24 protein-coding genes, 1 tRNA gene and 1 pseudogene are annotated in these 26020 nt (G+C 72.2%); 16 read left to right on the forward strand and 10 right to left on the reverse strand.

Going from position 1 to position 26020, the window contains the following annotated elements:
- Window positions 1–163: 163 nt before the first annotated feature.
- Both ACZ499_RS09025 and ACZ499_RS09030 read right to left on the reverse strand, forming a co-directional pair.
- Window positions 164–733 (reverse strand): GPR1/FUN34/YaaH family transporter, encoded by a 570-nt coding sequence (locus tag ACZ499_RS09025; RefSeq protein WP_468673401.1) that lies wholly within the window; start codon window positions 731–733, stop codon window positions 164–166.
- 180 nt (window positions 734–913) lie between these two features.
- Window positions 914–1435, reverse strand: a complete 522-nt coding sequence (locus tag ACZ499_RS09030) for a universal stress protein (protein ID WP_468673402.1) — start codon at window positions 1433–1435, stop codon at window positions 914–916.
- Between the two features lie 355 nt (window positions 1436–1790).
- Between ACZ499_RS09030 and ACZ499_RS09035 the strand changes: the two genes are divergently transcribed.
- The 6 genes from ACZ499_RS09035 (at window position 1791) to ACZ499_RS09060 (ending at window position 5312) form a co-directional block, all read left to right on the forward strand.
- On the forward strand, window positions 1791–2210 hold the full coding sequence (locus ACZ499_RS09035; protein ID WP_468673403.1) for a hypothetical protein: 420 nt from the start codon (window positions 1791–1793) through the stop codon (window positions 2208–2210).
- 387 nt (window positions 2211–2597) lie between these two features.
- Entirely contained in the window at window positions 2598–3830 is a 1233-nt protein-coding gene (locus ACZ499_RS09040; protein WP_385826452.1) for a helix-turn-helix domain-containing protein, read from the forward strand.
- Window positions 3831–3835: 5 nt separating this feature from the next.
- Window positions 3836–4438: an oligoribonuclease gene (gene orn / locus ACZ499_RS09045; RefSeq protein WP_283143379.1), complete on the forward strand. Its 603-nt coding sequence runs from the start codon at window positions 3836–3838 to the stop codon at window positions 4436–4438.
- Window positions 4439–4582: 144 nt separating this feature from the next.
- Window positions 4583–4655: transfer RNA gene (locus tag ACZ499_RS09050), tRNA-His, on the forward strand.
- A 108-nt stretch (window positions 4656–4763) separates the two neighbouring features.
- Complete coding sequence (locus tag ACZ499_RS09055; protein ID WP_468673404.1) at window positions 4764–5018, forward strand: hypothetical protein; 255 nt, start codon at window positions 4764–4766, stop codon at window positions 5016–5018.
- Window positions 5019–5072: 54 nt separating this feature from the next.
- Window positions 5073–5312 (forward strand): hypothetical protein, encoded by a 240-nt coding sequence (locus ACZ499_RS09060; protein WP_468673405.1) that lies wholly within the window; start codon window positions 5073–5075, stop codon window positions 5310–5312.
- Window positions 5313–5516: 204 nt separating this feature from the next.
- Here the strand turns inward: ACZ499_RS09060 and ACZ499_RS09065 are convergent, their stop codons facing one another.
- The gene (locus tag ACZ499_RS09065) at window positions 5517–6566 is read right to left on the reverse strand and encodes a LacI family DNA-binding transcriptional regulator (protein ID WP_468673406.1); all 1050 of its coding nucleotides are present in this window, start codon (window positions 6564–6566) and stop codon (window positions 5517–5519) included.
- A 237-nt stretch (window positions 6567–6803) separates the two neighbouring features.
- Between ACZ499_RS09065 and ACZ499_RS09070 the strand changes: the two genes are divergently transcribed.
- The 4 genes from ACZ499_RS09070 to ACZ499_RS09085 are packed head-to-tail and all read left to right on the forward strand — an operon-like array spanning window position 6804 to window position 11605.
- Complete coding sequence (locus ACZ499_RS09070) at window positions 6804–8174, forward strand: ABC transporter substrate-binding protein (RefSeq protein WP_468673407.1); 1371 nt, start codon at window positions 6804–6806, stop codon at window positions 8172–8174.
- Window positions 8171–9160 (forward strand): carbohydrate ABC transporter permease, encoded by a 990-nt coding sequence (locus ACZ499_RS09075; RefSeq protein ID WP_468673408.1) that lies wholly within the window; start codon window positions 8171–8173, stop codon window positions 9158–9160. The genes ACZ499_RS09070 and ACZ499_RS09075 overlap by 4 nt, the downstream gene beginning before the upstream one ends.
- Window positions 9157–10032 (forward strand): carbohydrate ABC transporter permease, encoded by an 876-nt coding sequence (locus tag ACZ499_RS09080; RefSeq protein WP_385549357.1) that lies wholly within the window; start codon window positions 9157–9159, stop codon window positions 10030–10032. Before ACZ499_RS09075 ends, ACZ499_RS09080 begins: the two co-directional genes overlap by 4 nt.
- 52 nt (window positions 10033–10084) lie before the next feature.
- Entirely contained in the window at window positions 10085–11605 is a 1521-nt protein-coding gene (locus ACZ499_RS09085) for a glycoside hydrolase family 1 protein (RefSeq protein WP_468673409.1), read from the forward strand.
- Between the two features lie 229 nt (window positions 11606–11834).
- On the opposite strand, the gene ACZ499_RS09090 is transcribed toward ACZ499_RS09085, so the two are convergent.
- The 3 genes from ACZ499_RS09090 to ACZ499_RS09100 all read right to left on the reverse strand — a co-directional run bounded on the left by ACZ499_RS09090 (window position 11835) and on the right by ACZ499_RS09100 (window position 15595).
- Window positions 11835–13310, reverse strand: a complete 1476-nt coding sequence (locus ACZ499_RS09090) for a glycoside hydrolase family 18 protein (protein ID WP_468673410.1) — start codon at window positions 13308–13310, stop codon at window positions 11835–11837.
- Between the two features lie 207 nt (window positions 13311–13517).
- On the reverse strand, window positions 13518–14897 hold the full coding sequence (locus tag ACZ499_RS09095) for a HAMP domain-containing sensor histidine kinase (protein WP_468406850.1): 1380 nt from the start codon (window positions 14895–14897) through the stop codon (window positions 13518–13520).
- Window positions 14894–15595, reverse strand: a complete 702-nt coding sequence (locus ACZ499_RS09100) for a response regulator transcription factor (protein WP_385541121.1) — start codon at window positions 15593–15595, stop codon at window positions 14894–14896. Before ACZ499_RS09100 ends, ACZ499_RS09095 begins: the two co-directional genes overlap by 4 nt.
- A 111-nt stretch (window positions 15596–15706) precedes the next feature.
- Here ACZ499_RS09100 and ACZ499_RS09105 point away from each other — a divergent pair, with 111 nt between their 5' ends.
- Window positions 15707–16261, forward strand: a complete 555-nt coding sequence (locus tag ACZ499_RS09105) for a hypothetical protein (protein ID WP_468673411.1) — start codon at window positions 15707–15709, stop codon at window positions 16259–16261.
- Between the two features lie 51 nt (window positions 16262–16312).
- Here the strand turns inward: ACZ499_RS09105 and ACZ499_RS09110 are convergent, their stop codons facing one another.
- Window positions 16313–17227, reverse strand: a complete 915-nt coding sequence (locus tag ACZ499_RS09110) for a spermidine synthase (RefSeq protein WP_468673412.1) — start codon at window positions 17225–17227, stop codon at window positions 16313–16315.
- Between the two features lie 7 nt (window positions 17228–17234).
- Window positions 17235–17687 carry a hypothetical protein gene (locus ACZ499_RS09115; RefSeq protein WP_468673413.1) on the reverse strand — a complete coding sequence of 151 codons (453 nt, stop codon included), beginning with the start codon at window positions 17685–17687 and terminating at the stop codon, window positions 17235–17237.
- 230 nt (window positions 17688–17917) lie between these two features.
- Here ACZ499_RS09115 and ACZ499_RS09120 point away from each other — a divergent pair, with 230 nt between their 5' ends.
- Complete coding sequence (locus ACZ499_RS09120; RefSeq protein ID WP_468673414.1) at window positions 17918–19351, forward strand: tetratricopeptide repeat protein; 1434 nt, start codon at window positions 17918–17920, stop codon at window positions 19349–19351.
- A 24-nt stretch (window positions 19352–19375) separates the two neighbouring features.
- Here the strand turns inward: ACZ499_RS09120 and ACZ499_RS09125 are convergent, their stop codons facing one another.
- The gene (locus tag ACZ499_RS09125; protein WP_468673415.1) at window positions 19376–19981 is read right to left on the reverse strand and encodes a histidine phosphatase family protein; all 606 of its coding nucleotides are present in this window, start codon (window positions 19979–19981) and stop codon (window positions 19376–19378) included.
- A gap of 193 nt (window positions 19982–20174) precedes the next feature.
- Here ACZ499_RS09125 and ACZ499_RS09130 point away from each other — a divergent pair, with 193 nt between their 5' ends.
- From ACZ499_RS09130 to ACZ499_RS09145, 4 genes are read left to right on the forward strand one after another with little or no spacing between them, the layout of a single operon-like run.
- A complete protein-coding gene (locus ACZ499_RS09130) occupies window positions 20175–21056 on the forward strand; it encodes a phosphatase PAP2 family protein (protein WP_468673416.1) in 882 nt (293 codons plus the stop codon).
- Window positions 20977–22167, forward strand: a complete 1191-nt coding sequence (locus ACZ499_RS09135; RefSeq protein WP_468673417.1) for a hypothetical protein — start codon at window positions 20977–20979, stop codon at window positions 22165–22167. Before ACZ499_RS09130 ends, ACZ499_RS09135 begins: the two co-directional genes overlap by 80 nt.
- The gene (locus ACZ499_RS09140) at window positions 22158–23744 is read left to right on the forward strand and encodes a hypothetical protein (protein ID WP_468673418.1); all 1587 of its coding nucleotides are present in this window, start codon (window positions 22158–22160) and stop codon (window positions 23742–23744) included. The genes ACZ499_RS09135 and ACZ499_RS09140 overlap by 10 nt, the downstream gene beginning before the upstream one ends.
- Window positions 23741–25084: an AAA domain-containing protein gene (locus ACZ499_RS09145; RefSeq protein WP_468673419.1), complete on the forward strand. Its 1344-nt coding sequence runs from the start codon at window positions 23741–23743 to the stop codon at window positions 25082–25084. Before ACZ499_RS09140 ends, ACZ499_RS09145 begins: the two co-directional genes overlap by 4 nt.
- A 13-nt stretch (window positions 25085–25097) precedes the next feature.
- Here the strand turns inward: ACZ499_RS09145 and ACZ499_RS09150 are convergent.
- Window positions 25098–25979 (reverse strand): annotated as a pseudogene (locus ACZ499_RS09150) (XRE family transcriptional regulator); the annotation flags it as partial.
- Window positions 25980–26020 lie beyond the last annotated feature (41 nt).

The raw sequence follows: 26020 nt of genomic DNA on the forward strand, positions 1-26020 counted from the left end.
AGCCCAACACCGGGGGAACGGCTGGAATGGTTAAGTGGTCTGTGGATCACGGCGGTTTTCGCACATGCCCCACCACCAGGGAAGCCTCCCCGCACGCGCCACCAGGCGTGCGGGGCCGCTCCCTTGCCTGCCGGTGCCGCCCAACGCACCGGCCTGCGGCTGCCTAGCCGGCGGCCGTCACCCCCCGGCCGGCAGCGCGTCGCGGAACCGCCGTCGGCCAGTTGGCCAGGCCCGCCGTCGCCCCGTACCAGGACACGGCGCCCGCGACCGCCGCCACCCAGCCGCCGGCCTTCGCGAGGCCGTCGTTGGTGGCGAAGTCGGCGATCGCGAGGAGCACCAGGGAGACGAACAGGAGGGCGTAGCAGCCCTGCCGGATGGGTCCGTAGCCCGCCGAGCCCGCCGCCAGGCTCAGCGCGAGGAGCCCGAACAGGAGCAGGAACAGGCCTGCCGCGTTGGTCGAGAACTTGGAGTCCGCGCCGCTCGCCCAGGTGAACCAGAAGGCGCCCAGGCCCGCGAACGCGGTACCCGTGAAGGCGTCCTGGTCACGGAACGCGACGATCCCGAGGACGAACAGGCCGATACCGCCGACATAGGTCGCGATCGACACGGCGTCCGCCACGGTGACGCCGTCGACGACCTTGGCGGTGCCGAGGCCGAAGGCGAGCAGGGTGAGTCCGAGTGCGAGGTGGCCGAGAGTGGAAGTGATGCTTCCCGCAGGGGCTTCGTGGTCCACGACGGGCTCCCTTCATGTGCAGTTGTGCTGCAGTCGTGCTGCTTCCCAGCGACCCTTATGTACCCTTCACAAGGGCACAATCCACCCCCTACCGGAGGGTAGATTCGCCCTGGAACAAAGGGAGTTGACGACGTCTCAGCTGGGACAACAAACGGACACGGCCGGGTTACGGAATCCGGGTCACGGAATGACGACCACGGGGCGCTGGGCGCGCCGGGCCAGGCGTCCGGCGACCGAGCCGAAGATCCTGCCGACTATGCCGTGCGTGGAGCCGACGACGATCGCGTCCGCCGCGTACTCGCGCCCGACTTCTTCAAGTTCGTGGCAGATGTCCCCGCCGCGCTCGACCAGGATCCAGGAGACCTCGGTGAGATAGTCCGCGCAGGCGAGCTCCAGGCCGAGCACTTCCGTACGGTGATCCGGCACGTCGACGAAGACCGGCGGCTCGCAGCCCGCCCACACGGTGGTGGGCAGCCGGTTGGCGACATGCACGATGATCAGACCGGAACCGGAGCGTCTGGCCATGCCGATGGCGTACGCGAGGGCGCGCTCGCTCGACGTGGAGCCGTCGAAACCGACCACCACTCCATGCCGGAAGGCGGGGTCACAGGACAGACGTGGCTCTTCTGCCGCCTGGAGGTCCGACGTCGGGTCGGCTACCTGCTTGCGGTCCGCGGGTTCGGGGAATTCTTGACCGGCCATGGGTGTCTCGGCGTTTGGATCCTCATGGGAGGGCGACAGGTGGCGGCGGAGCTGTGTCCGGGAATCATCTTCCCAAGCCCATACCCCCAAGGGTACGGCGACACTCCTCTCCTGCCCAGAGCCGCCGATGCTGCACGGCGTTCCCCGGAGCATGCACGAGCCCGCCCCGGATGGCAATGGCCGATGGCCGGTACAGAGGTCCCTTCTTCACCATTCTGTGCACATTCGATCCACTTCGGTGACATCCCGACTGTGCTCCGGCTGTGGCTCCGCTGTGTACGCGCAGTGACCGGAACGCGTACCCGCCCGTTAGAGACGCGGCCGTTCCGACGCTGTTCCGCCCCCCAGGGAGCCCATGCCCGTGCCCGCCCCGCCGTTCGCCCAGGACGCCTCCCAGCCCACTCCGCCCGGCGGCTCCCGCCGGGCCGCGTACGCCCCCCGGAGGCCCGGCGCGCCCGCGCCCGCCGGACGGCCGCCGTGCGCCGAGGGGAGTGCGAAGGGGGGCGCACACCGCGTGCGGGCGCCCGCCGCAGTTGCCGGGGACGGTGCGGGCGACGTCGTGCGCTGGGCGGCGTTCAGCTGCGTCCTGGTGCCCGTGGTGCTCGTCGTCTACGGTTCCTCGTTCGCCGGGGCGGCCGGCTCTGCGCTCGGACTCGCGGCGGTCACCGCGGTCTGCCGACTGCTGCTGCGGCAGTCCGAGCGGGCGGCCGCGCGGCCGGGGCCCGGCCGGCACCGGCGCAAGCGGGCAAACGGCGAAAGTTCGCCGTTGGACTGACGCGTTCGCACACACGGACCCATATGTTTTCAGCCAACTTCCCCTCCCCCCTCTCCCCTGCCCGAAATGGCCTGCCAACCCCCTTGCCACCAGCGGAAAACGGGCAGGGGTGGCGGCTTTGGCCATACGGGTACGGGCCATGCATGCGACGCCCACTTCCCTACGGGCGCCCCGGATGAAACCCTTCGTGATCGAACGCTTCGCGCCAAGTTGCCAAGTCGACATAGCGCTGAGTACCGGACTTGTCACGCCGACGCCACAGAACGCAGTAGATTCGATCATGCGTATCGAAGGCTGGGGGACTCGTGCGAAACCAAGGGGAAAAGTGCAGGAGCGACAAGCCCGACAAGAACGGGGAGCCGCGAACACCGAGGGGGGCTTAGCAAAATGAGCCAGGACTCCGCTGCCGCATCACCGGAGGCCACAAGGAAGCTCGCCGGCCGTCGACGCCGGGAAGTCGTAGCCGTACTGCTGTTCAGTGGCGGCCCCATCTTCGAGAGCTCCATTCCGCTCTCCGTGTTCGGGATCGACAGGCAGGACGCGGGCGTACCCCGCTACCGCCTGCTGGTCTGCGCCGGAGAGGAGGGCCCCCTGCGGACCACAGGCGGGCTCGAACTGACCGCGCCCTATGGGCTGGAGGCCATCAACCGGGCCGGCACCGTGGTGGTGCCCGCCTGGCGGTCCATCACCTCGCCGCCACCGGCGGCCGCGCTCGACGCACTGCGCCGGGCGCACGAAGAAGGGGCCCGCATCGTGGGCCTCTGCACCGGGGCGTTCGTCCTCGCCGCCGCCGGGCTGCTCGACGGCCGCCCGGCGACCACGCACTGGATGTACGCGCCGACACTCGCCAAGCGCTATCCGTCGGTCCATGTGGACCCGCGGGAGCTGTTCGTCGACGACGGGGACGTCCTCACGTCGGCGGGCACGGCGGCCGGAATCGATCTCTGTCTGCACATAGTGCGGACCGACCACGGCAGCGATGCCGCCGGAGCCCTCGCGCGCCGGCTCGTCGTCCCGCCGCGGCGCAGTGGCGGCCAGGAGCGCTATCTGGACAGGTCTTTACCCGAAGAGATCGGGTCCGACCCGCTGGCCGAGGTCGTGTCCTGGGCGCTGGAGCACCTCCACGAGCAGTTCGACGTGGAGACACTCGCCGCTCGCGCGTACATGTCACGCCGTACGTTCGACCGGCGGTTCCGCTCGCTGACCGGATCGGCCCCGCTCCAGTGGCTGATCACCCAGCGGGTGCTCCAGGCCCAGCGTCTCCTGGAGACGTCGGACTACTCGGTCGACGAGGTCGCGGGCCGCTGCGGCTTCCGCTCACCGGTCGCGCTGCGCGGGCACTTCCGCCGCCAGCTCGGCTCGTCCCCGGCGTCCTACCGGGCGGCGTACCGGGCGCGCCGGCCGCAGGCGGAGCCGTCCGGAGGTCCGCCGACCCTGGAGACGGTGCCGCCGCAGTCCCTGCCGCAGTCCCGGCGCACGGCGGCGGCGAGCGCCATGGTCGGTCCGGCGGCGATCTCGCACGCGCCGCCGCCGGACCCGGGCAAGTCCGTCTCGGAGCTCTACGCCACCGGTTATATGCGTCCGAGTCTGCCGGGGCAGCGGAGCGGCCCCGTAGGCTGAGGCGCATGAACGACCGCATGGTGTGGATCGACTGCGAGATGACCGGGCTCTCGCTGGCGGACGACGCACTTATCGAGGTGGCCGCCCTGGTCACCGACTCGGAACTGAACGTGCTCGGTGAAGGGGTGGACATCGTGATCCGTCCCCCGGACGCCGCGCTGGAGACCATGCCGGAGGTGGTGCGCGAAATGCACACCGCCTCCGGGCTCCTCGACGAGCTGGCCGGCGGCACCACGCTGGCCGACGCCGAGGCCCAGGTCCTGGCGTATGTCCGCGAGCATGTGAAGGAGCCGGGCAAGGCACCGCTGTGCGGAAACTCGGTCGGCACCGACCGCGGCTTCCTGTCGCGCGACATGCAGGCCCTGGAGGAGTACCTCCACTACCGGATCGTGGACGTCTCCTCGGTGAAGGAGCTCGCCCGCCGCTGGTACCCGAGGGCGTACTTCAACAGTCCGGACAAGAACGGCAACCACCGCGCGCTCGCGGACATCCGTGAATCCATCGCGGAGCTCCGCTACTACCGCGAGGCGATCTTCGTCGCCCAGCCGGGCCCGGACTCGGACACGGCGAAGTCGATCGCGGCCAAGCACGTCCTGCCTGCGGAGTAACCCTTCGGGCGATCTCCGCGGGCGCCCCGGGAGGGGGCCGCGAAACATGTGCGCGAGCACCCTCCCGGACCCTGTACACTTTTTCTCGGCCGGTAGGAAAACCCCCAGGGGCCTTCCAAGACCACAACAGTCCGGTCACGCATGGTGGGTATAGCTCAGCTGGTAGAGCACCTGGTTGTGGTCCAGGATGTCGCGGGTTCGAGTCCCGTTACTCACCCTGATTGATCAAGGCCTGACCTGCGAAAGCAGGTCAGGCCTTCTTCATGTCCACGCACTTGGGAACATCGCCGGAACACCGAGGGGTCCCCCACCACCCCATTTGGGCGTGGCGTCCCGCGATGGCGAGCATCGTGAACGGCCCAAGAAGTCGGGCGAGATCACGTATCAGGTGAAGTGGCGTGAGAGCGGGGACTGGCAGACGGAGAACTTCGGCGGCGAGCACGGCTCGGACCAGGCGGCTCGGTGCCGCAAGCCGGTCGAGGCCCACAGCAACCGATGGCCTCGGTCCTGGTGGACTGCCTGCTCGCGTGCGATCCGCAGGCGACGCCCCAGTGAACGGGTGCGCAACACCTTCAGGTGAACCCCGTGGGCGAGGGCCGCCCCCTACCTCACCCCCCGTAATGTGCTGCGCGAGATGACGACCGACTTCGCCGACGAGGCCCGCAGCCGTACCGCCCGCCTGCTCCGGATGGCCGCCACCACAGACGACCGGGTCCGTGACCAGATCGTCGAGTACGCGACGACCACCCCCGATCCGCCGCCGCTGGGCCCGCACGGCATCCAGACCCGCGGGTGCTCCCGCTGCCGGCACACGATGTGGGCGCAGCGCGACTACTGGGTCTGTGCTTCATGCGGGCACGTGGAGGACTCGTAGTGGACTGCCCAGCCTGCCGTGTCCCGATGGATCATTCGGTGGACCGGCTGAGGGAGCGCTGGTTCTGTCCACGGTGTCCAGCAGCACTGAGCGACATAGTCCCGTTGCTCACCCTGATCGGGAAGGCCCGGTCCGCTTCGGCGGACGGGGCCTTCTTCGTCGTACGCGGTCGTACGCGCGGGGCGCGCGGGGCACGCGCCGGTGTCAGGTCGACGCCCGGACGATCAACTCCGTCGGAAGCACCAGCCGCGGACGGGACGGCTCGCCCGCCGCGATCTGGGCCAGCAGCAGCTCCGTCATCGCCCGGCCCATCTCCTCGATCGGCTGGCGCACGCTGGTGAGCGGCGGCTCCATGTGGCGGGCGATCGCCGAGTCGTCGAAGCCGACCAGGGAGACGTCCTCGGGGACCCGGCGGCCGCGCTCGCGCAGCACCTGCCGGGCGCCGGACGCCATCACGTCCGAGGCCGCGAAGACCGCGTCCACCTCCGGGGCCCGGCCCAGCAGATCGGCCATCGCCCGGCGGCCGCCCTCCTCGGTGAAGTCCGCCGGGGATATCAGGTGCGCGGCGGCGGGCAGCCCGGCCTCGGCGAGGGCGGCCCGGTAGCCGTCGAGGCGGCGGCGCGCCCCGTACACGTCCAGGGGGCCTGTGATCGTGGCGATCGAACGGCGCCCGCGCGCGACCAGGTGGGCCACGGCCGCCCGCGCCCCCGCGAAGTTGTCCGAGTCCACCGAGGCCAGCGGCTCGTCCTCGGAGCGCGGGCCGCTGATCACCACCGGCATGTCCAGCTGCTCCAGCAGCTCGGGCAGCGGGTCGTCTGCGTGCACGCCCACCAGCAGGACGCCGTCGACCCGATGGCCCGTCAGGTACTGGGCGAGCCGGCGGCGCTCCCGGTCGCTGCCCACCAGGGTCAGCAGGAGCTGCATCTCCGTCTCCGCGAGCGCCTGGCCGACGCCCCGGACGACCTCCGAGAAGTACGGCTCCGCGAAGAAGCGCGTCTCCGTCTCGGGGACGACCAGGGCGATCGCGTCCGTACGGTTGGCGGCCAGGGCGCGGGCCGCGCGGTTGGGGACGTAGCCGAGCTCGGCCACCGCCGCCTCCACGGCCGCGCGGGTACGGTCGCTGACCCGGGGCGAGCCGTTGATCACCCGCGACACCGTGCCCCGGCCGACCCCGGCCCGCGCCGCCACCTCTTCAAGGGTGGGCCGCCCGGCCCCGCGGCCCCCGCGGCCCCGGACCGTGTGAGCTGCTCTCATGCCTGCCTCCCCGTCTTGCCGTACATCGCGGAACTCGGGTGAAAACTAACAGCCGGACCTCGGTTGCGGACTGTCTTTGCCCGCTCCCTTGACACCCTCCCGGACAGTCGCCACCCTTCAACACATCACGACTGGGAGCGCTCCCAACCCTAGGTATCCGTACACCTTCCGCACCATCCCCCACTGCACGACTGACCGTCAATCGCTCTGCACGGCAAGCCAGTTGGAGGATCACCCATGCGTATGCGTACAAGAATAAGTACGACCCGGCGGGTCGCGCCCGGGCGGATCGCGGCCCTGGCCGTCGTCACCGCGCTCGGCGCCGGGCTGCTCGCGGGCTGCGCCGACGACGGCGACAGCAAGGACTCCGCCTCGTCCGGCTCGTCCTCCTCCGGCGGCAGCGGGGGCGGTGGGGCCAGGACGACGCTCACGGTCGGCGTCTTCGGCGCCTTCGGCCTCAAGGAGGCCGGGCTCTACGACGCGTATATGAAGCTCCACCCCGACATCGAGATCAAGCAGACGTCGATCGAGCGGAACGAGAACTACTACCCGCAGCTGCTCACCCACCTCGGCTCCGGCAGCGGGCTCGCCGATATCCAGGCCATCGAGGTCAACAACATCGCCGAGGTCACCGCCACCCAGGCGGGCCGCCTGGAGGACCTCGGCAAGGTGCGGGGCGTCGACAAGGACGCCTTCCTGCCCTGGAAGTGGGGGCAGGCCACCACCAAGGACGGCAAGACCGTCGGCCTCGGCACCGACATAGGGCCGCAGGGCATCTGCTACCGCAAGGACCTGTTCGCCGCCGCCGGGCTGCCCACCGACCGGGAGGCCGTGGGGAAGCTGTGGGCGGGCGACTGGCAGAAGTATCTGGCGGCCGGTGAGCGCTTCAAGGCGAAGGCGCCCAAGGGGGCGGCGTTCGTGGACTCCGCCTCCGGCGTCATGGCCGCCATCACCGGCAGCAGCACCACCCGCTACTACGACGGTGACGGCAAGGTCGTCTACAAGTCGAACCCGGCCGTGAAGGACGCCTGGGACACGGCGGCCTCGTTCGCCACCCACGGGCTGACCGCCAAGCTGCAGCAGTTCCAGCCCAGTTGGGACCAGGGGTTCGCCAACGGAACCTTCGCCACCGTGTCCTGCCCCGCCTGGATGCTCGGCTACATCCAGGACAAGGCGGGCGAGGCAGGGAAGGGCAAGTGGGACGTGGCGGCCGCGCCCAAGCCGTCCAACTGGGGCGGCTCGTTCCTCGTCGTCCCGTCGGCGGGCAAGCACCGCGCCCAGGCCGCCGAGCTCGTGGCCTGGCTCACCTCCCCGGCGCAGCAGGCGACGCTCTTCGAGAAGCGCGGCAGCTTCCCGAGCGCCCGGGCCGCGTACGCCCTGCCCGCCGTCTCCGGCGCCCAGCACGCCTACTTCGGCGGCGCCCCCATCGGGCAGATCTTCGCCAAGGCCGCCGAGGGCACCCCGGTGCAGATCCTCGGGCCGAAGGACCTGATCATCGCGCAGAACCTCGCCGACGTCGGCATGCTCCAGGTCGACCAGAAGGGCCGCTCCCCCCAGTCGGGCTGGGAGGCCGCCGTGAAGGCCATCGACAACGCGCTGGACCAATGACGGTGACCAGCGACACGGGGGCGGTCGGCGCTCCCGTCGCCGCCCCCGCCGACGCCGTCGAGGCGCGGCGGCGGGCGCGGCGCAGCCGGCGCTACCGGCGCGATGTGCGCTGGAGTCCGTACGCCTTCGTCGCGCCCTTCTTCCTCTTCTTCGCCGCGTTCGGGCTCTTCCCGCTCCTCTATACGGGCTGGGCCTCGCTGCACCAGGTCGAGCTGACCGCGCCGAACGAGATGCACTGGGTCGGGCTGCGCAACTTCTCCCGACTGCTGTCGGACGAGTTCTTCTGGAACGCGCTGCGCAACACGTTCACCATCGGCATCATCTCCACTGTCCCCCAGCTCCTGATGGCGCTCGGCGTGGCCCATCTGCTCCACTTCAAGCTGCGCGGCTCGATGTTCTTCCGGGTCGCCGTCCTCACCCCGTACGCCACCAGCGTGGCCGCCGCGACCCTGGTCTTCGTGCTCCTCTTCGGGCGCGACTACGGCATGGTCAACTGGGCGCTCGGGCAGCTCGGCGTGGGCCCGGTCGACTGGCAGAACGGCACCTGGACCTCGCAGTTCGCCGTCTCCACGATCGTGGTGTGGCGCTGGACCGGCTACAACGCACTGATCTATCTGGCCGCGATGCAGGCCATCGCGCCCGATCTGTACGAGTCCGCCGCGCTCGACGGGGCCTCGCGCTGGCAGCAGTTCCGGCACGTCACCGTGCCCTCGCTGCGACCGACGATCCTGTTCACCTGCGTCGTGTCGACGATCGGCGCGACCCAGCTGTTCGGCGAGCCGCTGCTGTTCAACGGCGGCGCGGGCGCCACGGGCGGCTCCGACCACCAGTTCCAGACGCTCGGCCTTTATCTGTACGAGCAGGGCTGGGTGAACCTCCACCTCGGCCGCGCCTCCGCGATCGCCTGGACGATGTTCCTGATCCTGCTGCTGATCGGCGCGGCGAACTGGCTCATCTCGCGCGCCCTGCGCAAGGAGACGACGTGAACGCCAAGACCGCGGCCCCCGCCGCCCCCCGCTCCGTCCACCGCGCCGGGCGTCAGCTGCACGGCGGACGGCTCACGTACGCGATCCTGATCCTCTTCACCGCGGGCTCGCTCTTCCCGCTGGTGTGGACGGCGATCGCCGCCTCCCGCACCAACGAGCGCCTCGCCCAGACTCCCCCGCCCTTCTGGTTCGGCGGCAACCTCTTCAAGAACCTGAAGATCGCCTGGACCGACGCCAACATGGGCACGGCCCTGCTCAACACCACGATCGTGGCGGGCTCGATCGCGCTCGGCACGGTCTTCTTCTCCACGCTCGCCGGATTCGCCTTCGCCAAGCTGCGGTTCCGCTTCAAGAACGTGCTGCTCCTGCTGGTGATCGGCACGATGATGATCCCGCCGCAGCTCAGTGTCGTCCCCCTTTACATGATGGTGGCCGAGCTGTCCTGGACCGATCAGCTCCAGGCGGTGATCCTGCCGACCCTGGTGAGCGCCTTCGGGGTGTTCTTCATGCGGCAGTTCCTCGTCGAGGCGCTGCCCACCGAGCTGATCGAGGCCGCCCGGGTCGACGGCGCGAGCAGCTGGCGGGTGGTGTGGCACGTGGTCTTCCCAGCCGCCCGGCCCGCGATGGCCGTCCTGGGCATGCTGACGTTCGTGATGGCCTGGAACGACTTCTTCTGGCCGATCATCGCGCTGACCCAGAACGGCAGCCCCACGGTCCAGGTGGCGCTCACCGGACTCGGCCGCGGCTACATCCCCGACCAGTCGGTCATCATGGCCGGCGCCCTCCTCGGCACCCTGCCCCTCCTCCTCGCGTTCGTGCTGTTCGGACGGCAGATCGTGGGCGGGATCATGCAGGGCGCGGTGAAGGGCTGACCGGGTGCCTCACATCAACCTCCGTCCGCACGACCACGATGGGAGTGCTTCCATGTCCGACTCCACGCCTGACTCCACGCCTGACTCCTTGCCTGCATCCGACCCCGCGCCCGCTTCCGGCTCCGTCCCCGTGTCCGCGCCCGAGGACTTTCCGCCCGACTTCCTCTGGGGCGCCGCCACCTCGGCGTACCAGATCGAGGGCGCGGTCGCCGAGGGCGGCCGTACGCCGTCCATCTGGGACACCTTCTGCCGTACGCCGGGGAAGGTGTCCGGCGGGGACACCGGGGACGTCACCGTCGACCACTACCACCGCTGGCGGGACGACATCCGGCTGATGGCGGACCTGAACCTCGACACGTACCGCTTCTCCGTGTCCTGGTCGCGGGTGCAGCCGACCGGGCGCGGCCCCGTCGTCCAGCGCGGGCTCGACTTCTACCGCGCGCTGGTGGACGGGCTCCTGGAGCAGGGCATCCGGCCCTCCCTCACGCTCTACCACTGGGACCTGCCACAGGAGTTGGAGTCCGCGGGCGGCTGGCCCGAGCGGGACACCGCCCACCGGTTCGCGGACTACGCGGGGCTCGTCGCCGAGGCCCTCGGCGACCGGGTGGATATGTGGACCACCCTCAACGAGCCCTGGTGCAGCGCCTTTCTCGGGTACGGCTCGGGCGTCCACGCACCCGGCCGCACCGATCCGGTGGCCGCGCTGCGGGCCGCGCACCACCTCAGCCTGGGCCACGGGCTCGCCGCGCGGGCCCTGCGCGCCACGCTGCCGAAGGCCGCCAGGCTGGCGATCAGCCTCAACCCGAGCGCGGTCAGGGCACGCACCCAGTCGCCCGCCGACCTGGACGCGTGCCGCCGCATCGACGCGCTCGCCAACCGGGTGTTCACGGGGCCGATGTTCAAGGGCGCGTACGACGACGATCTGCTGCGGGACACCGCGCGGCTCACCGACTGGTCGTTCGTCCACGACGGCGATCTCGGTCTCATCAAGCACCCCCTCGATCTGCTGGGCATCAACTACTACACACCCTCAGTTGTATCGGCCGCCACTGACAATCACCCCGGCGACGGCCCTGACCTGCGCGAACCCCGGCCCGACGGCCACGGCGAGAGCGCGCACTCACCGTGGCCCGGCGCCGGTTCCGTCCAGTTCCACCAGCCGCCGGGCGAGCTGACGGCGATGGACTGGTCGATCGACCCGACCGGTCTCTACGACCTGCTGATGCGCTACACCCGGGAGGCGCCGGGCGTACCGCTGATGATCACGGAGAACGGGGCCGCGTACGACGACAAGCCCGCCCCGGACGGCTCGGTGCACGACCCGGACCGGATCCGCTATCTGCACGGCCACCTCGCGGCGGTGCGGCGGGCGATGCGGGACGGGGCGGACGTACGCGGGTACTTCCTGTGGTCGCTGCTCGACAACTTCGAGTGGGCGTACGGCTACGGCAAGCGGTTCGGGGCGGTGTACGTCGACTACGAGACGCAGACCCGCACACCCAAGTCCAGCGCCCGCTGGTACGGGGAGCTGGCGCGGACGGGGGTGCTGCCGGAGTTGCCTCGGGAGCCGTAGGGCTCCCGAGGGCGGGCCCGGCCCCTGAACCTCACGCCGGCGCCCTCGGCGCTCGCGCTGGGTCTGCTCGTGCTCGTCCGGGCCCTCGTACCCGTACTGGTACGGAAGAGGCGCGCGCCCCGGCCGGGTGGGGGAGGAACCGGCGGGACGCGCGCGGAGGTTGGGCCGGGCGGAGCTGGGCCGGGGCCTGTCCGGCGGATCTTGTCTGGGACGCGGGGTCGGGCAGGCCCTACTTGAAGGCGGCGAAGGCCTTCGTGAAGGCCAGCGGCTCCTGGACGATCGAGGAGCAGGTCGGGTCGGCGGAGTTCTTCGCGCCGCCCGCGCACTGCTTGTCCCGGGCGCCGGACCACATGGCGAGCCGGCCCAGGCCCTTGGACTTGGCGAAGTCCACCAGCTGGGTGGCGTCGTCGACCTTGAACGTCTCGGTGTTGACGTCGTTGACGCCGATCATCGGGGTGACGGCCACGGCCTTCCAGGCGGCGTCGTCGGAGAGCCCGAGGACGCCCTTGATCTGGGCCTGGGTGGCGGTCGCGGCCTGGATGGCGTACGCGCCCATGTCGCCGCTGTACGCCGGGCCGTAGTCCATCGCCATGATGTTGACGGCCGAGACGGCGACGCCGTTCTTCTTGGCGTCGGCGACGAGGTCGACGCCGGGCTGGGTGAGGCCCTCCGGCATCACCGGCAGCGTGAACGCCACGTCGAGGCCCGGGTGGGACTTCTGGAGCTGCGCGATGGCCTGCGCGCGGCGGGTGTTGGCGGCGGTGTCCGGCAGGGCAGCGCCCTCGATGTCGAAGTCGACCTTGGTGAGTTTGTACGCGTCGACGACCTTGCCGTACGCGGCCGCGAGCTCGGCGGTGCTCTTGCAGACGAGGCCGAGTTCGGAGCCGGACGCGCCGCCGAACGAGACGCGTACGTCGCCGCCCTTGGCGCGCAGGCCGCCTATCTGCGCGGCGACGGCGTCGCTGTTCAGATCGCTGACACCGCCCCAGAGGGGGTTGCAGCCGCCGCCGGAGGTGATGAAGGCGAGGTGGAACTCCTTCACGCCGGTCTTGGTGGCGGTGTCGACGAGGTCGTACGCGGGGTAGAGCGAGGTGTCGATGTACGGGGCGAAGCCGGTGGTGGTGCCGGTGGTGGGGGGCTGGGGGGTGATGGTCTGGCTCTGGGTGGGGGTGGGCTGGGAGGTGGGGGTCGCCGTGGCGGTCGGGGTCGGCTTGCTCGTGGGGGTCGGCGCGGTGGTGGGGCGGCCGCTCGGGGCGGGGGTCGCGCCGGTGTCGACCGAGCACTTCTCCTGGTTGATGAGACAGCCGGTGGGGTCGCCGGCGGTGCCGGTGGAGTCGGTGACGAAGCCGACGGTGACGGATGCGCCGGGGGCGAGTCCGTTCTTGTCCCAGGCGGCGGGCTTCACGGTGACGTGCTGACCCTTGACGGTCTGCTCGCCGTTCCAGAGGGATGACAGCTTCGTCCCGGCCGGGAGGTCGAACTCCAGGGTCCAGTCGGCGAGGGCCTTGCCGGTGTCGTTGGTGACGACGTACTGGCCGGTGTATCCGCCGCCCCAGCTGCTGGTCTTGGTGTACGCGGCGCCGACGGAGGCGGCCTGGGCGGTGCCGGTGAGCGCGAAGGCCGCGCCGCCGATGACGGCCGCGGCGACCACGGCGCCGATCGCCTTCGTCTTGCCGCTCGCTCGGCGGCGGTGAGTGCGGGTCATTTTGTGCGCCTGCCTTTGGGGGTTGGGGGTGGTGCGGGTGGGGGTGCGGGCAGCACGCTAGCTCTTGGGAAACGGGCAAATGGGGTGTGGCGGGTGGGGGTTGGATCTCTTAGGGTCCGCTTAAGGGGGGGATGCGGCGCGGTTAATTTCGGGCGGGGGAGCCCCTCCCCCTACACCCTCCGGGGGTGGGTGGGGGTAAGGGCTCCCTCACGCCGGGGACGGGCGGCGTGGCCGCCGCCGCGCGCGGATTCGGGACGTCGGGGCAGGCCCGACGCCGAGGCCGATCCAGACGCGGATCTCCGTGCCGCCCAGCACCGACCGCCCCAGCCGCACGTCACCCCCCGTCGACTCGGCCATCCGCCGCACGATGTCCAGGCCCAGCCCCGTCGAGCCCCCGCCGCTGGACCCGCGGGCCAGGGCCGCCCGGGGGTCCGCGATCCCGGAACCCGCGTCCGAGACCAGGACGATCACCGCGTCCTCCCCGTTGTGGACGTCCACCGAGAACGCCGTCCCCTCCGGCGTGTGCCGGAACACGTTGCCGAGCATCGCGTCGAGCGCTGCGGCGAGTTCGGGCCGGGCGACCGGGATGCGGACGGGGCGGTCGACGCCCGCGAGCCGTACCTCCCGGCCCTCGTCCTCCGCCAGGGCCGACCAGAACGCCATCCGGTCCCGGATGACCTCCGACGCGTCGCACCCGGCGCCCGCCCCGGCGGGCTGGGTCTGCGGCTTGGCCTCCCGCGCCGTACGGATGATCGTGTCGACCTCGCGCTCCAACTGCTCGACGGCCGCCCGCGTCTGCTCGGCGGCCGGGCCCTCCCCCAGGGAGGCGGCGTTGAGGCGCAGCACCGTCAATGGCGTGCGCAGCCTGTGCGACAAATCCGCCGCCAATTCCCGCTCGTTCGCCAGGAGTTGGACCACCTGGTCCGCCATCGAGTTGAACGCCACCGCCGCCGAGCGCAGTTCCGCAGGGCCCTCCTCCGGCACCCGCGCCCCCAGCTTCCCCTCGCCCAGGTCGTGCGCCGCCCCCGCGAGCCGCTGTGCGGGGCGGACCATGCGTACGCCCAGGCGGTCCGCCACCGCGACCGAGCCGATGACGAGCGCGATGCCCACGCCCGCGAGGACCAGCCACGCCGTGGCCACGCCGTTGGTGACCTCGGCCTCGGGCACGTACACCTCGACGATCGCGATCTCGCCCGAGCTCAGCGCGGTCGGCTGGAGCAGGGTGGAGCCGCCGGGGACACCGGAGATGTACGCGCGGACCACCTTCCGCGTCGCCTCCAGGTCCTTCTGCGGCGCCCGCCGTCGGCCGATGTCGACGGGCGCGCTGTCCGCGGCGCCCGGAACCGCCGGGATGTGCACGGCCATCCGGCCCGCCGCGCCCGCCTGGGTGGAGGCGACGGCCCGTTCGAGCGCGTCGCGGTCGGAGGTGATCGACAGGGTCGGGCCGATCGCGGCGGCCTGGCGTTCGGCGTTGGAGAAGGCGCGGTCGCGCGCCATCTCCTTGATGACCAGGCCCAGCGGCACGGCGAAGGCGAGCACCACCATCAAGGTGACGGCGACCGCGACCTTCACCAGCGCCCACCTCACCGGCCGGGCTCCGCCCGTGGTGGCTCCAGCTTCACACCCACGCCGCGCAGGGTGTGCAGATAGCGGGGCTGCGCGGCCGTCTCGCCCAGTTTCCGGCGCAGCCAGGACAGATGGACGTCGATGGTCTGGTCGTCGCCGTACGACTGCTGCCACACCTCGGCCAGCAGCTCCTTGCGCGGGACGACCACACCGGGGCGCCCGGCGAGGAACGCCAGCAGGTCGAACTCGCGGCGGGTGAGGTCCAGTTGCAGGCCGTCCAGTTCGGCCTGGCGGCGCAGCGGGTCGATGGAGAGGCCGCCGACCCGGATCAGCGTCGGCGGCGGCTCGGCCCCGGCGGCCCGCGCCCGGCGCAGCACGGCCGTCATCCGGGCGGACAGGTGCTCCACCGAGAACGGCTTGACCAGGTAGTCGTCCGCGCCGTCGTTGAGCAGCCGGACGATCTCCGTCTCGTCGTCCCGCGCGGTCGCGATGATCACCGGTACGTCGGTGATGCCCCGGAGCATCTTCAGCGCCTCTGCCCCGTCGAGATCGGGCAGTCCGAGGTCGAGGACGACCACGTCGAACCGGAAATGGGCCACCTCGCGCAGCGCCTCAAGTGCCGTGCCGACGCTCCGTACGGTGTGGGAGGCCTCGGTGAGGTGGCGGATGAGGGCGGAGCGAACGAACTGGTCGTCCTCGACCACGAGCACACTTGCCATGGGCGGCACCGTACGCCATCCGGAGGACACCGGTCCCGGTCGGGACGGGAGCGGGCGGGCACGGGCGAGAGGGGACACGCGTGGGGCGCGTGGTGCAGTATGGCCCCCGATATGACCCCCATGCACCGAGGAATCGTCCACGTCTGCGCCTGGTCGCTCGCCACCGGGGCAGCGGTCACGCTCTCCTGGTGGGGCGTGCATACGGTGATGGCCGGGACGGCGTACGACCCTCCGCGCGCGGTCCCGCTCACCGGCGACGGGCACACCACCCAGGGCGCGGTACGGCCGCCGGCCTCCTCCACGCAGCGGCCGAAGGACTCGCCTTCGCCGTCAGGACCGGGCAGCCTCTCCACCACGCCCTCGAAGCCGGGGGACGGGAAGCCGTCCGGGAGCCGCTCCCCCGCCGGGCCGTCCAAGTCGCCCCCTTCCTACCGCTCTTCGGGGAACGTGAAGGGCTACAACGTCGCCGGCGGCCGTGTCGTCTTCGACATCGGCAGCGCCTCGGCGGAGCTGGTGACGGCGACGCCGGACACGGGCTGGCAGATGCAGGTGTGGAAGCAGCCGACCTGGATCCGGGTCACCTTCAGCAAGGGCACGCGCGAGGTCTCGGTCTTCTGCACCTGGTACAACCACGCCCCGACCGTGGAACTCGACGACCGCGGCTGACGGCGGGGACCTGCCGAAACGGTCCTACGGAACGGCCCCTGCGGAACGGTCCTATCGGAACACCGACGGCGGCGGTACGGGCGACGGCTTGGCTGTCGCGTCCGTCACCGGGGCCGCCCCGCCCGTGAAGTCGGCCAGCGCACGGCCGTGTTCGACGCGCCCCGGATGCGGGTCGCCCGCGATGCGGCGGGTGAACTCAGCCACGGGCAACGGCACGTCCGAGGCGAGCAGTACCGCGTTGCCGAACCGCTTGCCGCGCAGCACGGTCGGGTCGGCGGCGAGCGCCAGCTCGGGGAAGAGCTGGGCGGCGGTGGCTATCTGGCCGCGCAGATGCGCCAGCGGCGGCCCGTCTGCGAGGTTGGCCGCGTAGATCCCGCCGGGCCGCAGCACCCGGCGCACCTCGCCCAGGAACTCCGCGCTGGTCAGATGGGCGGGGGTGCGGGCGCCGCTGAAGACGTCGGCGACGATCAGGTCGGCCCAGCCGTCCGGGAGCTTGGCGAGCCCTTCGCGGGCGTCCAGCGAGCGCACCCGTATCCGGGCCTGCGGATCGAGCGGCAGCTCCCGGCGCACGAGCCCCACCAGCGCCGCGTCGACCTCGACGACCTGCTGGGTGGAGCGGGGGCGGGTGGCCGCCGTGTAGCGGGCGAGGGTGAAGGCGCCGCCGCCCAGGTGCAGCACCTGGAGGGGGCGGCCCGGCTCGGCGGCGAGGTCGATGACGTGGCCGAGGCGGCGCTGGTACTCGAAGGTGAGCCGTTCCGGCGCGTCCAGGTCGACGTGGGACTGGGGGGCGCCGTCCAGGAGCAGGGTCCAGCCGCGCGGCCGGTCCCGGTCCGGGATCAGCTCGGCGAGGCCGCCGTCGACCGGCTCCACGAGGGCCTCCGGGGCGGCCGGGCGACCGCGCCGCCCGCCCGGCGCGGCCTTCGGCCCGCCCTTCGCCCCGCTCTTCGTCCCGCTTCGTGCCGCCATCCGACCATTATCTGCCGCCGGCCTCGGTGATGCCGTCCGCGGCCTCGATCAGCCGGGCCGCCTCGCCGAGCGCGACGCGCAGCACGGCGGGGTCGGTGACCGTCACCGCGTCCGGTGGCAGCAGCCAGCCGCCGCCGGAGACCGGCGGCTCGGCGGCCAGCCCCGGGATGCGCAGGCCCCGCCCGCTGGTCTCGGTGCAGGCGCTGCCCGGCACGTCCCAGGCGGCCGCGGTGCCGGGCGGCACCAGGAAGCCGAGGGTGTCGCAGGCGCCGTCGTGCACCACCGGGCCCACGGCCGCCGGGGCGACGGCGCGGCGGAGGATGTCCACCGCTTCCAGGCCCTGGCGCGCGGGCACGGTGACGAGGTCGCAGGGCTCCTCGCCGCCCGGCGGTCCGCCGACGTCCAGGGTGGGCCGGTGCCGCGCGGTCGTCGTGGTCGTCCCGGTGCCATTGATGTCCATGCCGGCCTCCAACAAGGCAACCCCCACGTGGTTTTTGCGGGTTGGCGGTATCCGCATGGTTCAACGCGGATCCGTGTCAACGGCTACGGCGATATGCCGCCGCAAAGGATGGCAGTTCATAGCAGATTGCAGGTGAGATATCCCTTTTGTAGCCAAACTTCCGTTATGGGCGCCGATATTGCCGGTACGTTCTTCCTCCGCACCACCCCGCCAAAGAGAGCTGTTGAGCCATGGCGACGTCAACGGATCCCAGTGCCGGCGCGAACTCCGCCGCACGGGCCCCCGAACGGGGTCCCGCCAAGGGCCCCAACACCGCGTTCCGGGAGCTTCGGGGGCAGCGCTCGCCGGGTGAGTTCGCGGCGGCGGTGCGCAGGGCGGCGCGCGAGATCGGCGAGCAGGTGGCCTGCGACGCGCGGTACGTCGGACGCGTGGAGGCCGGCGAGATCCGCTGCCCCAACTACGCGTACGAGCGCGTGTTCCGCCATATGTTCCCGGGTTTGACGATGGCGGAGATGGGGTTCTCGGCTCGTGAGGCGGTACGGGGCCGGGGGGCGCGTGCGGTGTGTGGTGCGACCCCGCCGTACGCAACGCATCCGGAACACGACGACGGCACCACCGACCACGAAGAAGAACGTAACGACGAGGAGAGCGACGTGCTGCGTCGCGCATTCATGACCGGCGGCTCCGCCACCCTGGCGACCGTCTCCCTGGGGCTGCTCCCCGAGCACGCGGAGGCCGCGCCCCACGACCGCGTACGGCAGCCGGTACGGCGGGTCGGCGAGGCCGAGGTGGGCGCGGTCGAGGAGGCGGTGCGGCGGATCCGGCTGCTCGACGACCGGCACGGCGCGAACGGGCTCTACCGCCGGGCCGCCCAGCCGCTGCGCACCGCGTACGCGCTGCTCGAAGCGGGCACCGCGCGCCGCTCCACGGCCTACCGGCTGCAGGCGGGCGCGGGGGAGCTCGCCATCTCGGTGGGCTGGCTCGCCCATGACTCGGGCCACTACGAGGAGGCCCGCTCGCACTACGCGGAGGCGCTCGCCACCGCACGGCTCGCGGGCGACCCGGCCCTTGAGGCGCATGCCTTCTGCAATATGTCGTTCCTGGCCAGGGACGCGGGGCGGCCGCGCGAGGCGCTGCGGGCCGCGCAGGCGGGCGGGCGCGCGGCGCGCCGGCTCGGCTCCCCCCGGCTGCTCGCGTTGCTGAGCCTGCGGGAGGCGGGCGGCTGGGCCGGGCTCGGTGACCGGGGGGCGTGCGAGCAGTCGCTCGCCCGGGCGCACGCGCTGTTCGGGCGCGGCCCGGCCGAACGGGACCCGGAGTGGATGACGTTCTTCGTGGAGGCCGAGCTGGAGATGCTGGAAGCGCAGTGCTGGTCGGCGCTGGGCGACTGGCCCCGCGCGGCCCGTCACGCCCGCCGCGCGGCCCGCCTCCAGGACCCGCACTTCGCCCGCAACCTGGCCCTGTACCGCGCCGAACTCGCCGACGACCTGGCCCGCGCGGGCGCCCCCACGGAGTCGGCGGCGGCCGGCCACCAGGTCCTCGACCTCCTCCCGGAAGTCCAGTCCACCCGGATCCAGGCCATGCTCGCCGACACGGCCCGCATCCTGGCCCCGCACGCCTCGTGCCCGGAGGTGGCGACGTTCCTGGACCGGAGGGCGACGGTGTAGAGCGGAGCCCCCGGTGAAGGAGGCTTACGCCTCCAAGTGGCCCGTGTCGTTCCACCGTTCGATCGCCGGGTCCCCGTACGCCCATCCCAGTACCGACAGCGACGTCGGGTCGAGCTTGATGCGGGCCGCGAAGCCGATCGGCTCGCCCAGCCAGCGCGCCGCGATCGACCGCAGGATGTGCCCGTGCGCGAAGACCAGCACGTCCCGTGAGGCCGACCGCGCCCATGCGACGACCTCGTCCGCCCGGTCCGACACCTGGGCCAGCGTCTCGCCGCCCTCGACCCCGTCGCGCCAGATGAACCAGTCGGGCCGGCCCGCCTTGATCTCGGGCGGGGTGAGCCCCTCGTACGCCCCGTAGTCGAACTCCATCAGCGCGTCCCAGTCGGTCGCCCGCTCGCCGAACCCCGCCAGGTCGCACGTCTCACGCGCGCGCAGCAGCGGACTCGTGCGCACCTCGACGTCCACCAGCCCGTCCCACGGCGCCCGGTGCAGCCGCTCGCCGAGCAGCTTCGCGCCGCGGCGGCCCTCTTCGAGCAGCGGGATGTCGGTACGGCCGGTGTGCTTGCCGGCGAGCGACCACTCGGTCTGCCCGTGCCGGGCGAGCAGGATGCGCGGTTCGGCGGCTGGCATGTCAGGTCACTCCCTGGTGCGCGTGCAGAATGCCGAAAGTTCGGCGGAGGTTCACCTCCATCATCGCGCACCCTTGTGGCCCTCCCCCGCGTCCTCGGGGGTGGGTGCACGCGCGCACTCACGACCACCGTACGGTTGAACACCTGAACGGGGCCCGAAGAGGCCCTGATGAAGAGATGGAGAGGGTCCGGAGATGCAGCACCCCGCGCCTCGGCCCCGCTGGTGGACCGAGCTGCCGCTCATCGCCATCGTCTATGCCGCCTATTCGGCGGGCCGGCTCCTGGTGAGCGGCAGCGAGTCGCAGGCCGTGGATCACGGCCTGGCGATCCTGCGCATAGAGAAATACCTGCACATCAACGCCGAGCACCCGCTCAACCGGCTCTTCACCCGCACCCCGTCGCTGGGCATACCCGCGGACTTCGCCTACGCGTCGCTGCACTACCTGGTGACGCCCGCGATCCTGGTGTGGCTGTTCCGCCGCCGCCCGGTGCAGTACCGCGCCGCCCGCACCTGGCTGATGCTCTCCACCCTCATGGGCCTGATCGGCTTCTCGCTGCTGCCGACGTGCCCGCCGCGCCTGCTCGACGCCTCGCACGGGTTCGTCGACACGATGGCGCAGTACAGCTCGTACGGCTGGTGGGGCGGCGACGCCAGCGCGCCGCGCGGGATGGGCGGCATGACCAACCAGTACGCGGCGATGCCGAGCCTGCACGTGGGCTGGGCGCTGTGGTGCGGTGTGATGCTGTGGCGGTTCGGCGGCCGCCGCTGGACCCGCGCGCTGGGCGTCGCGTACCCGCTGACCATCACGTTCGTGGTGATGGGCACGGCCAACCACTATCTGCTCGACGCGGTCGCCGGGGCGGTTGTGATGGGCCTCGGGCTGCTGCTCTCCCGGCCCGCGATGCGGCTGGCGGACGCGGTGCGCTCCCGCGTCGCACCCGGCTCGTTCGGCGCACCGGCCCCGATTGTCAGTGCCGGATGCAAGACTTCCACGGGTGAGCGAATCCCAGGGCAGCGCGCGTCCGAAGACTCCATCGCGGGAGCCGACGACAGCCATCCGTCAGCGGCTCGCTGAGCTGCGCGGACCCACCGCCGTGCCGCGCCCGCTGGACGCGCGGGCGCTGGCGGCCCTCGCCGCCAACCCGGGCTGCCGCCGGCGCGCGCTGCTCGACGGGGCGGGCGTCGACAAGGGCGCGCTCGCCGAGGCGCTAGGCTCCCCGTCGGCGGCGTTCGGCCAGTCCCAGTTCGCCATCGCCCGCGGCAACACCTTCGAGGCCCGGGTGAAGTCCGACGGGGGTACGGAGCTGCTGCGCCTGCTGCACGAGCGCACCGGCGGCGAAGCCCCCGCGGACGCGGCCGTCCCGGACCTGGCAGCGGCCGGTCCCGAGGGCCGGGCCGCCCGGACCGCGCTCGCCCTGCGGGAGGCGACGGCGTCCGGCGGCTGGACGCTCCTGGACCACCCGATGCTGGCCCTGGAGGTGGCGGGCTCCCCCGCCTATCTGGAGCCGGACGCGGTGGTGGTCGCCCCCGACGGCCGCTGGACGGTCGTCGAGATCAAGTCCTTCCCGATGATCGACGCGGCCGCCGACCCGTCCAAGGTCGGCGCGGCGGCCCGCCAGGCGGCGGTGTACGTACTGGCACTTGAGCGGGTGGCGGGGCTGGTGCGCGGTCGCGAGGGAGCGGACCCGGACGCGACGGCCCCGGCCGTCTCGCACTCCGTGCTGCTCGTCTGCCCCAAGGACTTCTCCAACCTGCCGACCTCCTCGCTCGTCGACGTGCGCAAGCAGTTGTCGGTGACCCGGCGCCAGCTGGCCCGGCTCACCCGGATCGAGGAGATCGCCGACGACCTGGCGCCGGGCGCCAGCTTCGCGCTGGACCGGCCGGCCCCCGAGCTGACCGACACGGTCGAGTCGGTCCCGGCGACGTACGCGCCGGAGTGCCTGGCCGCCTGTGAGCTGGCCTTCCACTGCCGCGACCGGGCCCGCGCCGTGGACGCGGTGACGGCCCTGGGCCGGGGTCTGCGGGCCGAGCTGGGCGGATTGACGAGCGTCGGCGCGGTCCTGGACGCCGCGCGCGGCCGCGCGGGCGACCCGTCCGACCCGGCGGTGGCGGCGCTGCGGAGAGCGGCCTCCCTGCGTGCCGAGGCGCTGGAAGGCGCGGGAGCGGGAGGCGCCGGATGTCGCTGATCACCACCCTCGCCCGTCTTGAGGCCGTGGAGGCCGGGCGGGCCGCGCCGCTGGCCACCGTGCGCCACCGGCACCTGTCCGAGCGCCCGCTCGTCCTCGTACCGCTGACCACCTCCGGCGAGGCCGGGGCGCCGCTCGGGGCGCTCGTCGGGACCGACCGCGAGGCGCCCCGCCTCCTCGTCGTGCCGCAGCCGCGCGACCGCGAGCTGCGGTTCGCGTTCCTCGCCGAGCTGGCCGACGCCGTACTGCCGCACCTGGACACCTACGCGGACGATGTGGAGGCCGCCGAGCGCAACGAGACCGACCCGGAGACCGGCAAGAAGGTCAAGGTCGAGGTCGAGCTGTGCGCCGACGCGCCGCAGATCGTCGTGCCGGGCCGGGCCGCGATCGACTTCGTACGGCTGCTCGGCCGGTCCATGCGCTTTCGCCGGACCGCCGAGCAGGACCCGGACACCCCGCACCCCGCGCCGCCGCGCGTCCCGCTGCTCGGCCGCTGGCTGACGCACTACGGGGAGCGCGCCCGCGTCCCCGGCTCCGCGCTGCTGCTCGCCGCCACCGACCTGCTGGGCAGGCACTGGGCGACCGGCCAGTCCAGCCTGGAGGACCAGCACCTGGGGGCGCTGCTCGCCTGGATCGACCCGCCCGAGGGCGCCACCGGCGCGGAGGCGGCGCTGCGGGCCGAGCTCGCCCGGGACCGGGACGGACAGCTGCTGTGCCCGCCCGCGGGCCCCGCCACCGACCCGGCCTTCGACAACAAGCTGCTCGCCCCGGCGATCGACCGCTACGACCGGGCGCGCCAGGCGCTGTACGCGGCGCAGGACGGCGAGGCGGCCGACGCGCGCCTGGGCGAGCTGACCCGGGCCGAGCAGGAGATCCGCCGACTGGTCGCGGACCAGCTGCGGCCCACCTGGGAAGCGGTCTGGCAGGCCCTTGAACTGCTGCGGGAGCTGCCCGGGGCGCCGCGTGCGGCGGACCGCTGGACCCGCGACCGCTGGTCGTTCACCGCCCACCGCGACCGGGTGCGGGCCGGTGAGCCGCCCCAGCCGCGCCACGACGACGCGGTGGCGGCGGCGGCCAAGCTCGCCTCGCGCGAGACCGCGCAAGCGCAGCTGGAGGCGCAGGAGGCGCTGGACGACCCGCTGGTGATGGCCGGGCGGCGGCTGGCCGGGGAGGCGTTCGCGGGGGAGGTCGTCGATGTGGCGATGGCCTGGTCGGAGTCGAAGCGGCCGAGCCCGCGCCCGCTGGTCACCGTCCGCACCGACGACGCGCCGCACCTGGCCGAGCGGGCGAAGGTGTTCCGGTCGCTGGACGGCAAGCCCCAGTCGGCGGAGTTCGTGGGGTACGAGGCGGACGGCGCGCTCGTGCTGCGGCTGCTCGACAAGATGGGCCGGAGCAAGGACCCGGCGCCCGGCTCGGTGCCGGAGAAGGGCGACCGGGTGTGCTGGACGCTCTTCGAGCACGACCAGCGCGGCGGCCCCAAACTGCCCGACCCCGAGGCCACCCCGTGGACCCACGGCGGCCCGCCGGGCGCGGACGCGGAACACCCCGACCCCCTCACCCCGGAGGACCTGCTGTGACCCGTGCCGAGCGCGGCTTCGACCCGGGTGCGGCGGCGGCCGAGGCCACCGGGAAGATCCTTCACGACACGCTGCACGGGCAGGCCCGTGGCGTCGTCGTGGACTCGCCGCCGGGCGCCGGGAAGTCGACGCTCGTGGTGCGCGCCGCCCTCGAACTGGCCGCCGCGGGACGCCCGTTGATGGTGGTGGCGCAGACCAACGCGCAGGTCGACGACCTCGTCGTACGGCTGGCCGAGAAGGAGCCGGAGCTGCCGGTGGGCCGCCTGCACAGCAGCGACGCCGACCCGTACGACAAGGCCCTGGACGACCTCGCGAACGTACGCAAATCGTCGAAGGCCGGTGATCTGGCGGGCCTGGACGTGGTGCTTTCGACGGCCGCGAAGTGGGGGCATGTCAAGGACGTCGAGCCATGGGCGCACGCGATCGTGGACGAGGCGTACCAGATGCGCTCGGACGCGCTCCTCGCCGTCGCCGGGCTCTTCGAGCGGGCGCTGTTCGTGGGCGACCCGGGCCAGCTGGACCCGTTCGCGATCGCGGACTCCGAGCAGTGGGCGGGGCTCTCCTACGACCCGTCGGCGAGCGCGGTGACGACGCTGCTCGCCCACAACCCCGGGCTGCCGCAGCACCGGCTGCCGGTCTCCTGGCGGCTGCCCGCGTCGGCGGCGCCGTTGGTCTCCGACGCGTTCTACCCGTACACACCGTTCCACAGCGGTACGGACCACGGCGACCGGCGGCTCTCCTTCGGCGTCCCGTCCGACGGCTCGGCGCCGGACCGGGCCCTGGACGAGGCGGCCGAGGCGGGCTGGGCCCTGCTCGAACTGCCGGCCCGGCACACCCCGCGCACCGACCCGGAGGCGGTACGGGCGGTGGCCCAGGTGGTCCGCAGGCTCCTGGACCGGGGCGGCGCGGCCACCAGCGAGCGCTCCGAGCACCCCGTCCCGCTCACCGCGTCCCGGATCGCGGTCGGCACGGCCCACCGCGACCAGGCGGCGGCGGTGCGGGCGGCGCTCGCGGAGCTGGGGGTGACGGGGGTCGCGGTGGACACGGCGAACCGGCTCCAGGGCCGCGAGTTCGACGTGACGGTGGTCCTGCACCCGCTGTCGGGGCGCCCGGACGCGACCGCGTTCCACCTGGAGACGGGCCGCCTGTGCGTCCTGGCCTCCCGGCACCGGCACGCCTGCATCGTGGTGTGCCGGGCGGGCGTGGCGGACCTGCTCGACGAACACCCCTCGACCGAGCCGGTCCAGCTGGGCGTGACGGTGAAGTTCCCGGACGGGTGGGAGGCGATGATGTCCACGTGGGACTTCTGGTCCAACCACCGCGTCTCGTGGCGGCCGTAGGGCACCGGTGACCTCAGGGGCCGGTCACTTCGTCCATGAGCATCCGCAGCGTCAGAGAGTGCTTCTCCGGTGGCAGAGCAGCCAACGCAGCCCGTGCATGCGCTGCTCCGCCTGCTCGGTCACCGGACCGGGCCAGCATCAGACCCCGGTGCATCTCCAGGTGAGTACGGAAGCGAGGAAGTGTTTCGGGAAGCTCCCGAAGAGCTTCCTCCTGTGCGCTGACGGCTCCCTTCTCATCACCGATTCGGGCCAGCAGCAGTGACAGGAAGACGTTCATCCGCCACCAGGGAACGGCGTAGTCCGAGGTCTGTTCGTACGAGCCTGAGCCGTCGAAGATGCGCCGCCCGTGGTCGGCAAGCTTCAGAGCCGAATCTCGGTCACCTCGGAGTGCTGCGGCGTGGGCCTTGCCCATCACAGCGTTGAGCAACCCCAGGGAGGGACGTCCCCCTATGGCCAGGGCCTGATCGGCAAGCACATCGGCAACGCCCAGGGAAGCACCTTCATAGCCCAGAGCGATGGCCGCCCGGCCTCGGACCCACACTCTCGCTTCGTTGTCGCCGGACTCGTCTGCGGCCTTCGCGGCCATGCGGTACCAGTGCACCGCTTTCGATCCATCCGATCCCGGAAAGGTCTTGGCGTACAGGGTCATGAGACGAGAAGCGGCAGACCACAGCCCCGGGTTCTCCAGTTGCTGCTGAACGACTACCAGTTCGCCGGATACGCGGCGCTGGATGTCAGCGGCTCCCAGGGACATGTACTCGGTGCCGTAGGTCGCCAGCTTGCTTTCCCAGGCGTCCGCTGTCGGGCCACCTTGCAGCCGGGCAGCGAATCCCCTGGACAGGAGATCCGAGGCGACCACCGGAGCTATGGACGCTCCGGCAACATCGGTGAGGAACTACATTATTTTTGCGGTTGGTTACATATCTACCACTAGTA

Source organism: Streptomyces sp. NPDC031265 (assembly GCF_055570295.1).

Bases quoted from the DNA above. Each gene is read 5' to 3' on its own strand.
- ACZ499_RS09030 (WP_468673402.1), bottom strand. From the start codon at position 1,435: ATGGCCGGTCAAGAATTCCCCGAACCCGCGGACCGCAAGCAGGTAGCC.
- ACZ499_RS09035 (WP_468673403.1), top strand. From the start codon at position 1,791: ATGCCCGTGCCCGCCCCGCCGTTCGCCCAGGACGCCTCCCAGCCCACT.
- ACZ499_RS09040 (WP_385826452.1), top strand. From the start codon at position 2,598: ATGAGCCAGGACTCCGCTGCCGCATCACCGGAGGCCACAAGGAAGCTC.
- orn (WP_283143379.1), top strand. From the start codon at position 3,836: ATGAACGACCGCATGGTGTGGATCGACTGCGAGATGACCGGGCTCTCG.
- ACZ499_RS09060 (WP_468673405.1), top strand. From the start codon at position 5,073: ATGACGACCGACTTCGCCGACGAGGCCCGCAGCCGTACCGCCCGCCTG.
- ACZ499_RS09065 (WP_468673406.1), bottom strand. From the start codon at position 6,566: ATGAGAGCAGCTCACACGGTCCGGGGCCGCGGGGGCCGCGGGGCCGGG.
- ACZ499_RS09070 (WP_468673407.1), top strand. From the start codon at position 6,804: ATGCGTATGCGTACAAGAATAAGTACGACCCGGCGGGTCGCGCCCGGG.
- ACZ499_RS09075 (WP_468673408.1), top strand. From the start codon at position 8,171: ATGACGGTGACCAGCGACACGGGGGCGGTCGGCGCTCCCGTCGCCGCC.
- ACZ499_RS09085 (WP_468673409.1), top strand. From the start codon at position 10,085: ATGTCCGACTCCACGCCTGACTCCACGCCTGACTCCTTGCCTGCATCC.
- ACZ499_RS09090 (WP_468673410.1), bottom strand. From the start codon at position 13,310: ATGACCCGCACTCACCGCCGCCGAGCGAGCGGCAAGACGAAGGCGATC.
- ACZ499_RS09100 (WP_385541121.1), bottom strand. From the start codon at position 15,595: ATGGCAAGTGTGCTCGTGGTCGAGGACGACCAGTTCGTTCGCTCCGCC.
- ACZ499_RS09105 (WP_468673411.1), top strand. From the start codon at position 15,707: ATGACCCCCATGCACCGAGGAATCGTCCACGTCTGCGCCTGGTCGCTC.
- ACZ499_RS09110 (WP_468673412.1), bottom strand. From the start codon at position 17,227: ATGGCGGCACGAAGCGGGACGAAGAGCGGGGCGAAGGGCGGGCCGAAG.
- ACZ499_RS09115 (WP_468673413.1), bottom strand. From the start codon at position 17,687: ATGGACATCAATGGCACCGGGACGACCACGACGACCGCGCGGCACCGG.
- ACZ499_RS09120 (WP_468673414.1), top strand. From the start codon at position 17,918: ATGGCGACGTCAACGGATCCCAGTGCCGGCGCGAACTCCGCCGCACGG.
- ACZ499_RS09125 (WP_468673415.1), bottom strand. From the start codon at position 19,981: ATGCCAGCCGCCGAACCGCGCATCCTGCTCGCCCGGCACGGGCAGACC.
- ACZ499_RS09130 (WP_468673416.1), top strand. From the start codon at position 20,175: ATGCAGCACCCCGCGCCTCGGCCCCGCTGGTGGACCGAGCTGCCGCTC.
- ACZ499_RS09140 (WP_468673418.1), top strand. From the start codon at position 22,158: ATGTCGCTGATCACCACCCTCGCCCGTCTTGAGGCCGTGGAGGCCGGG.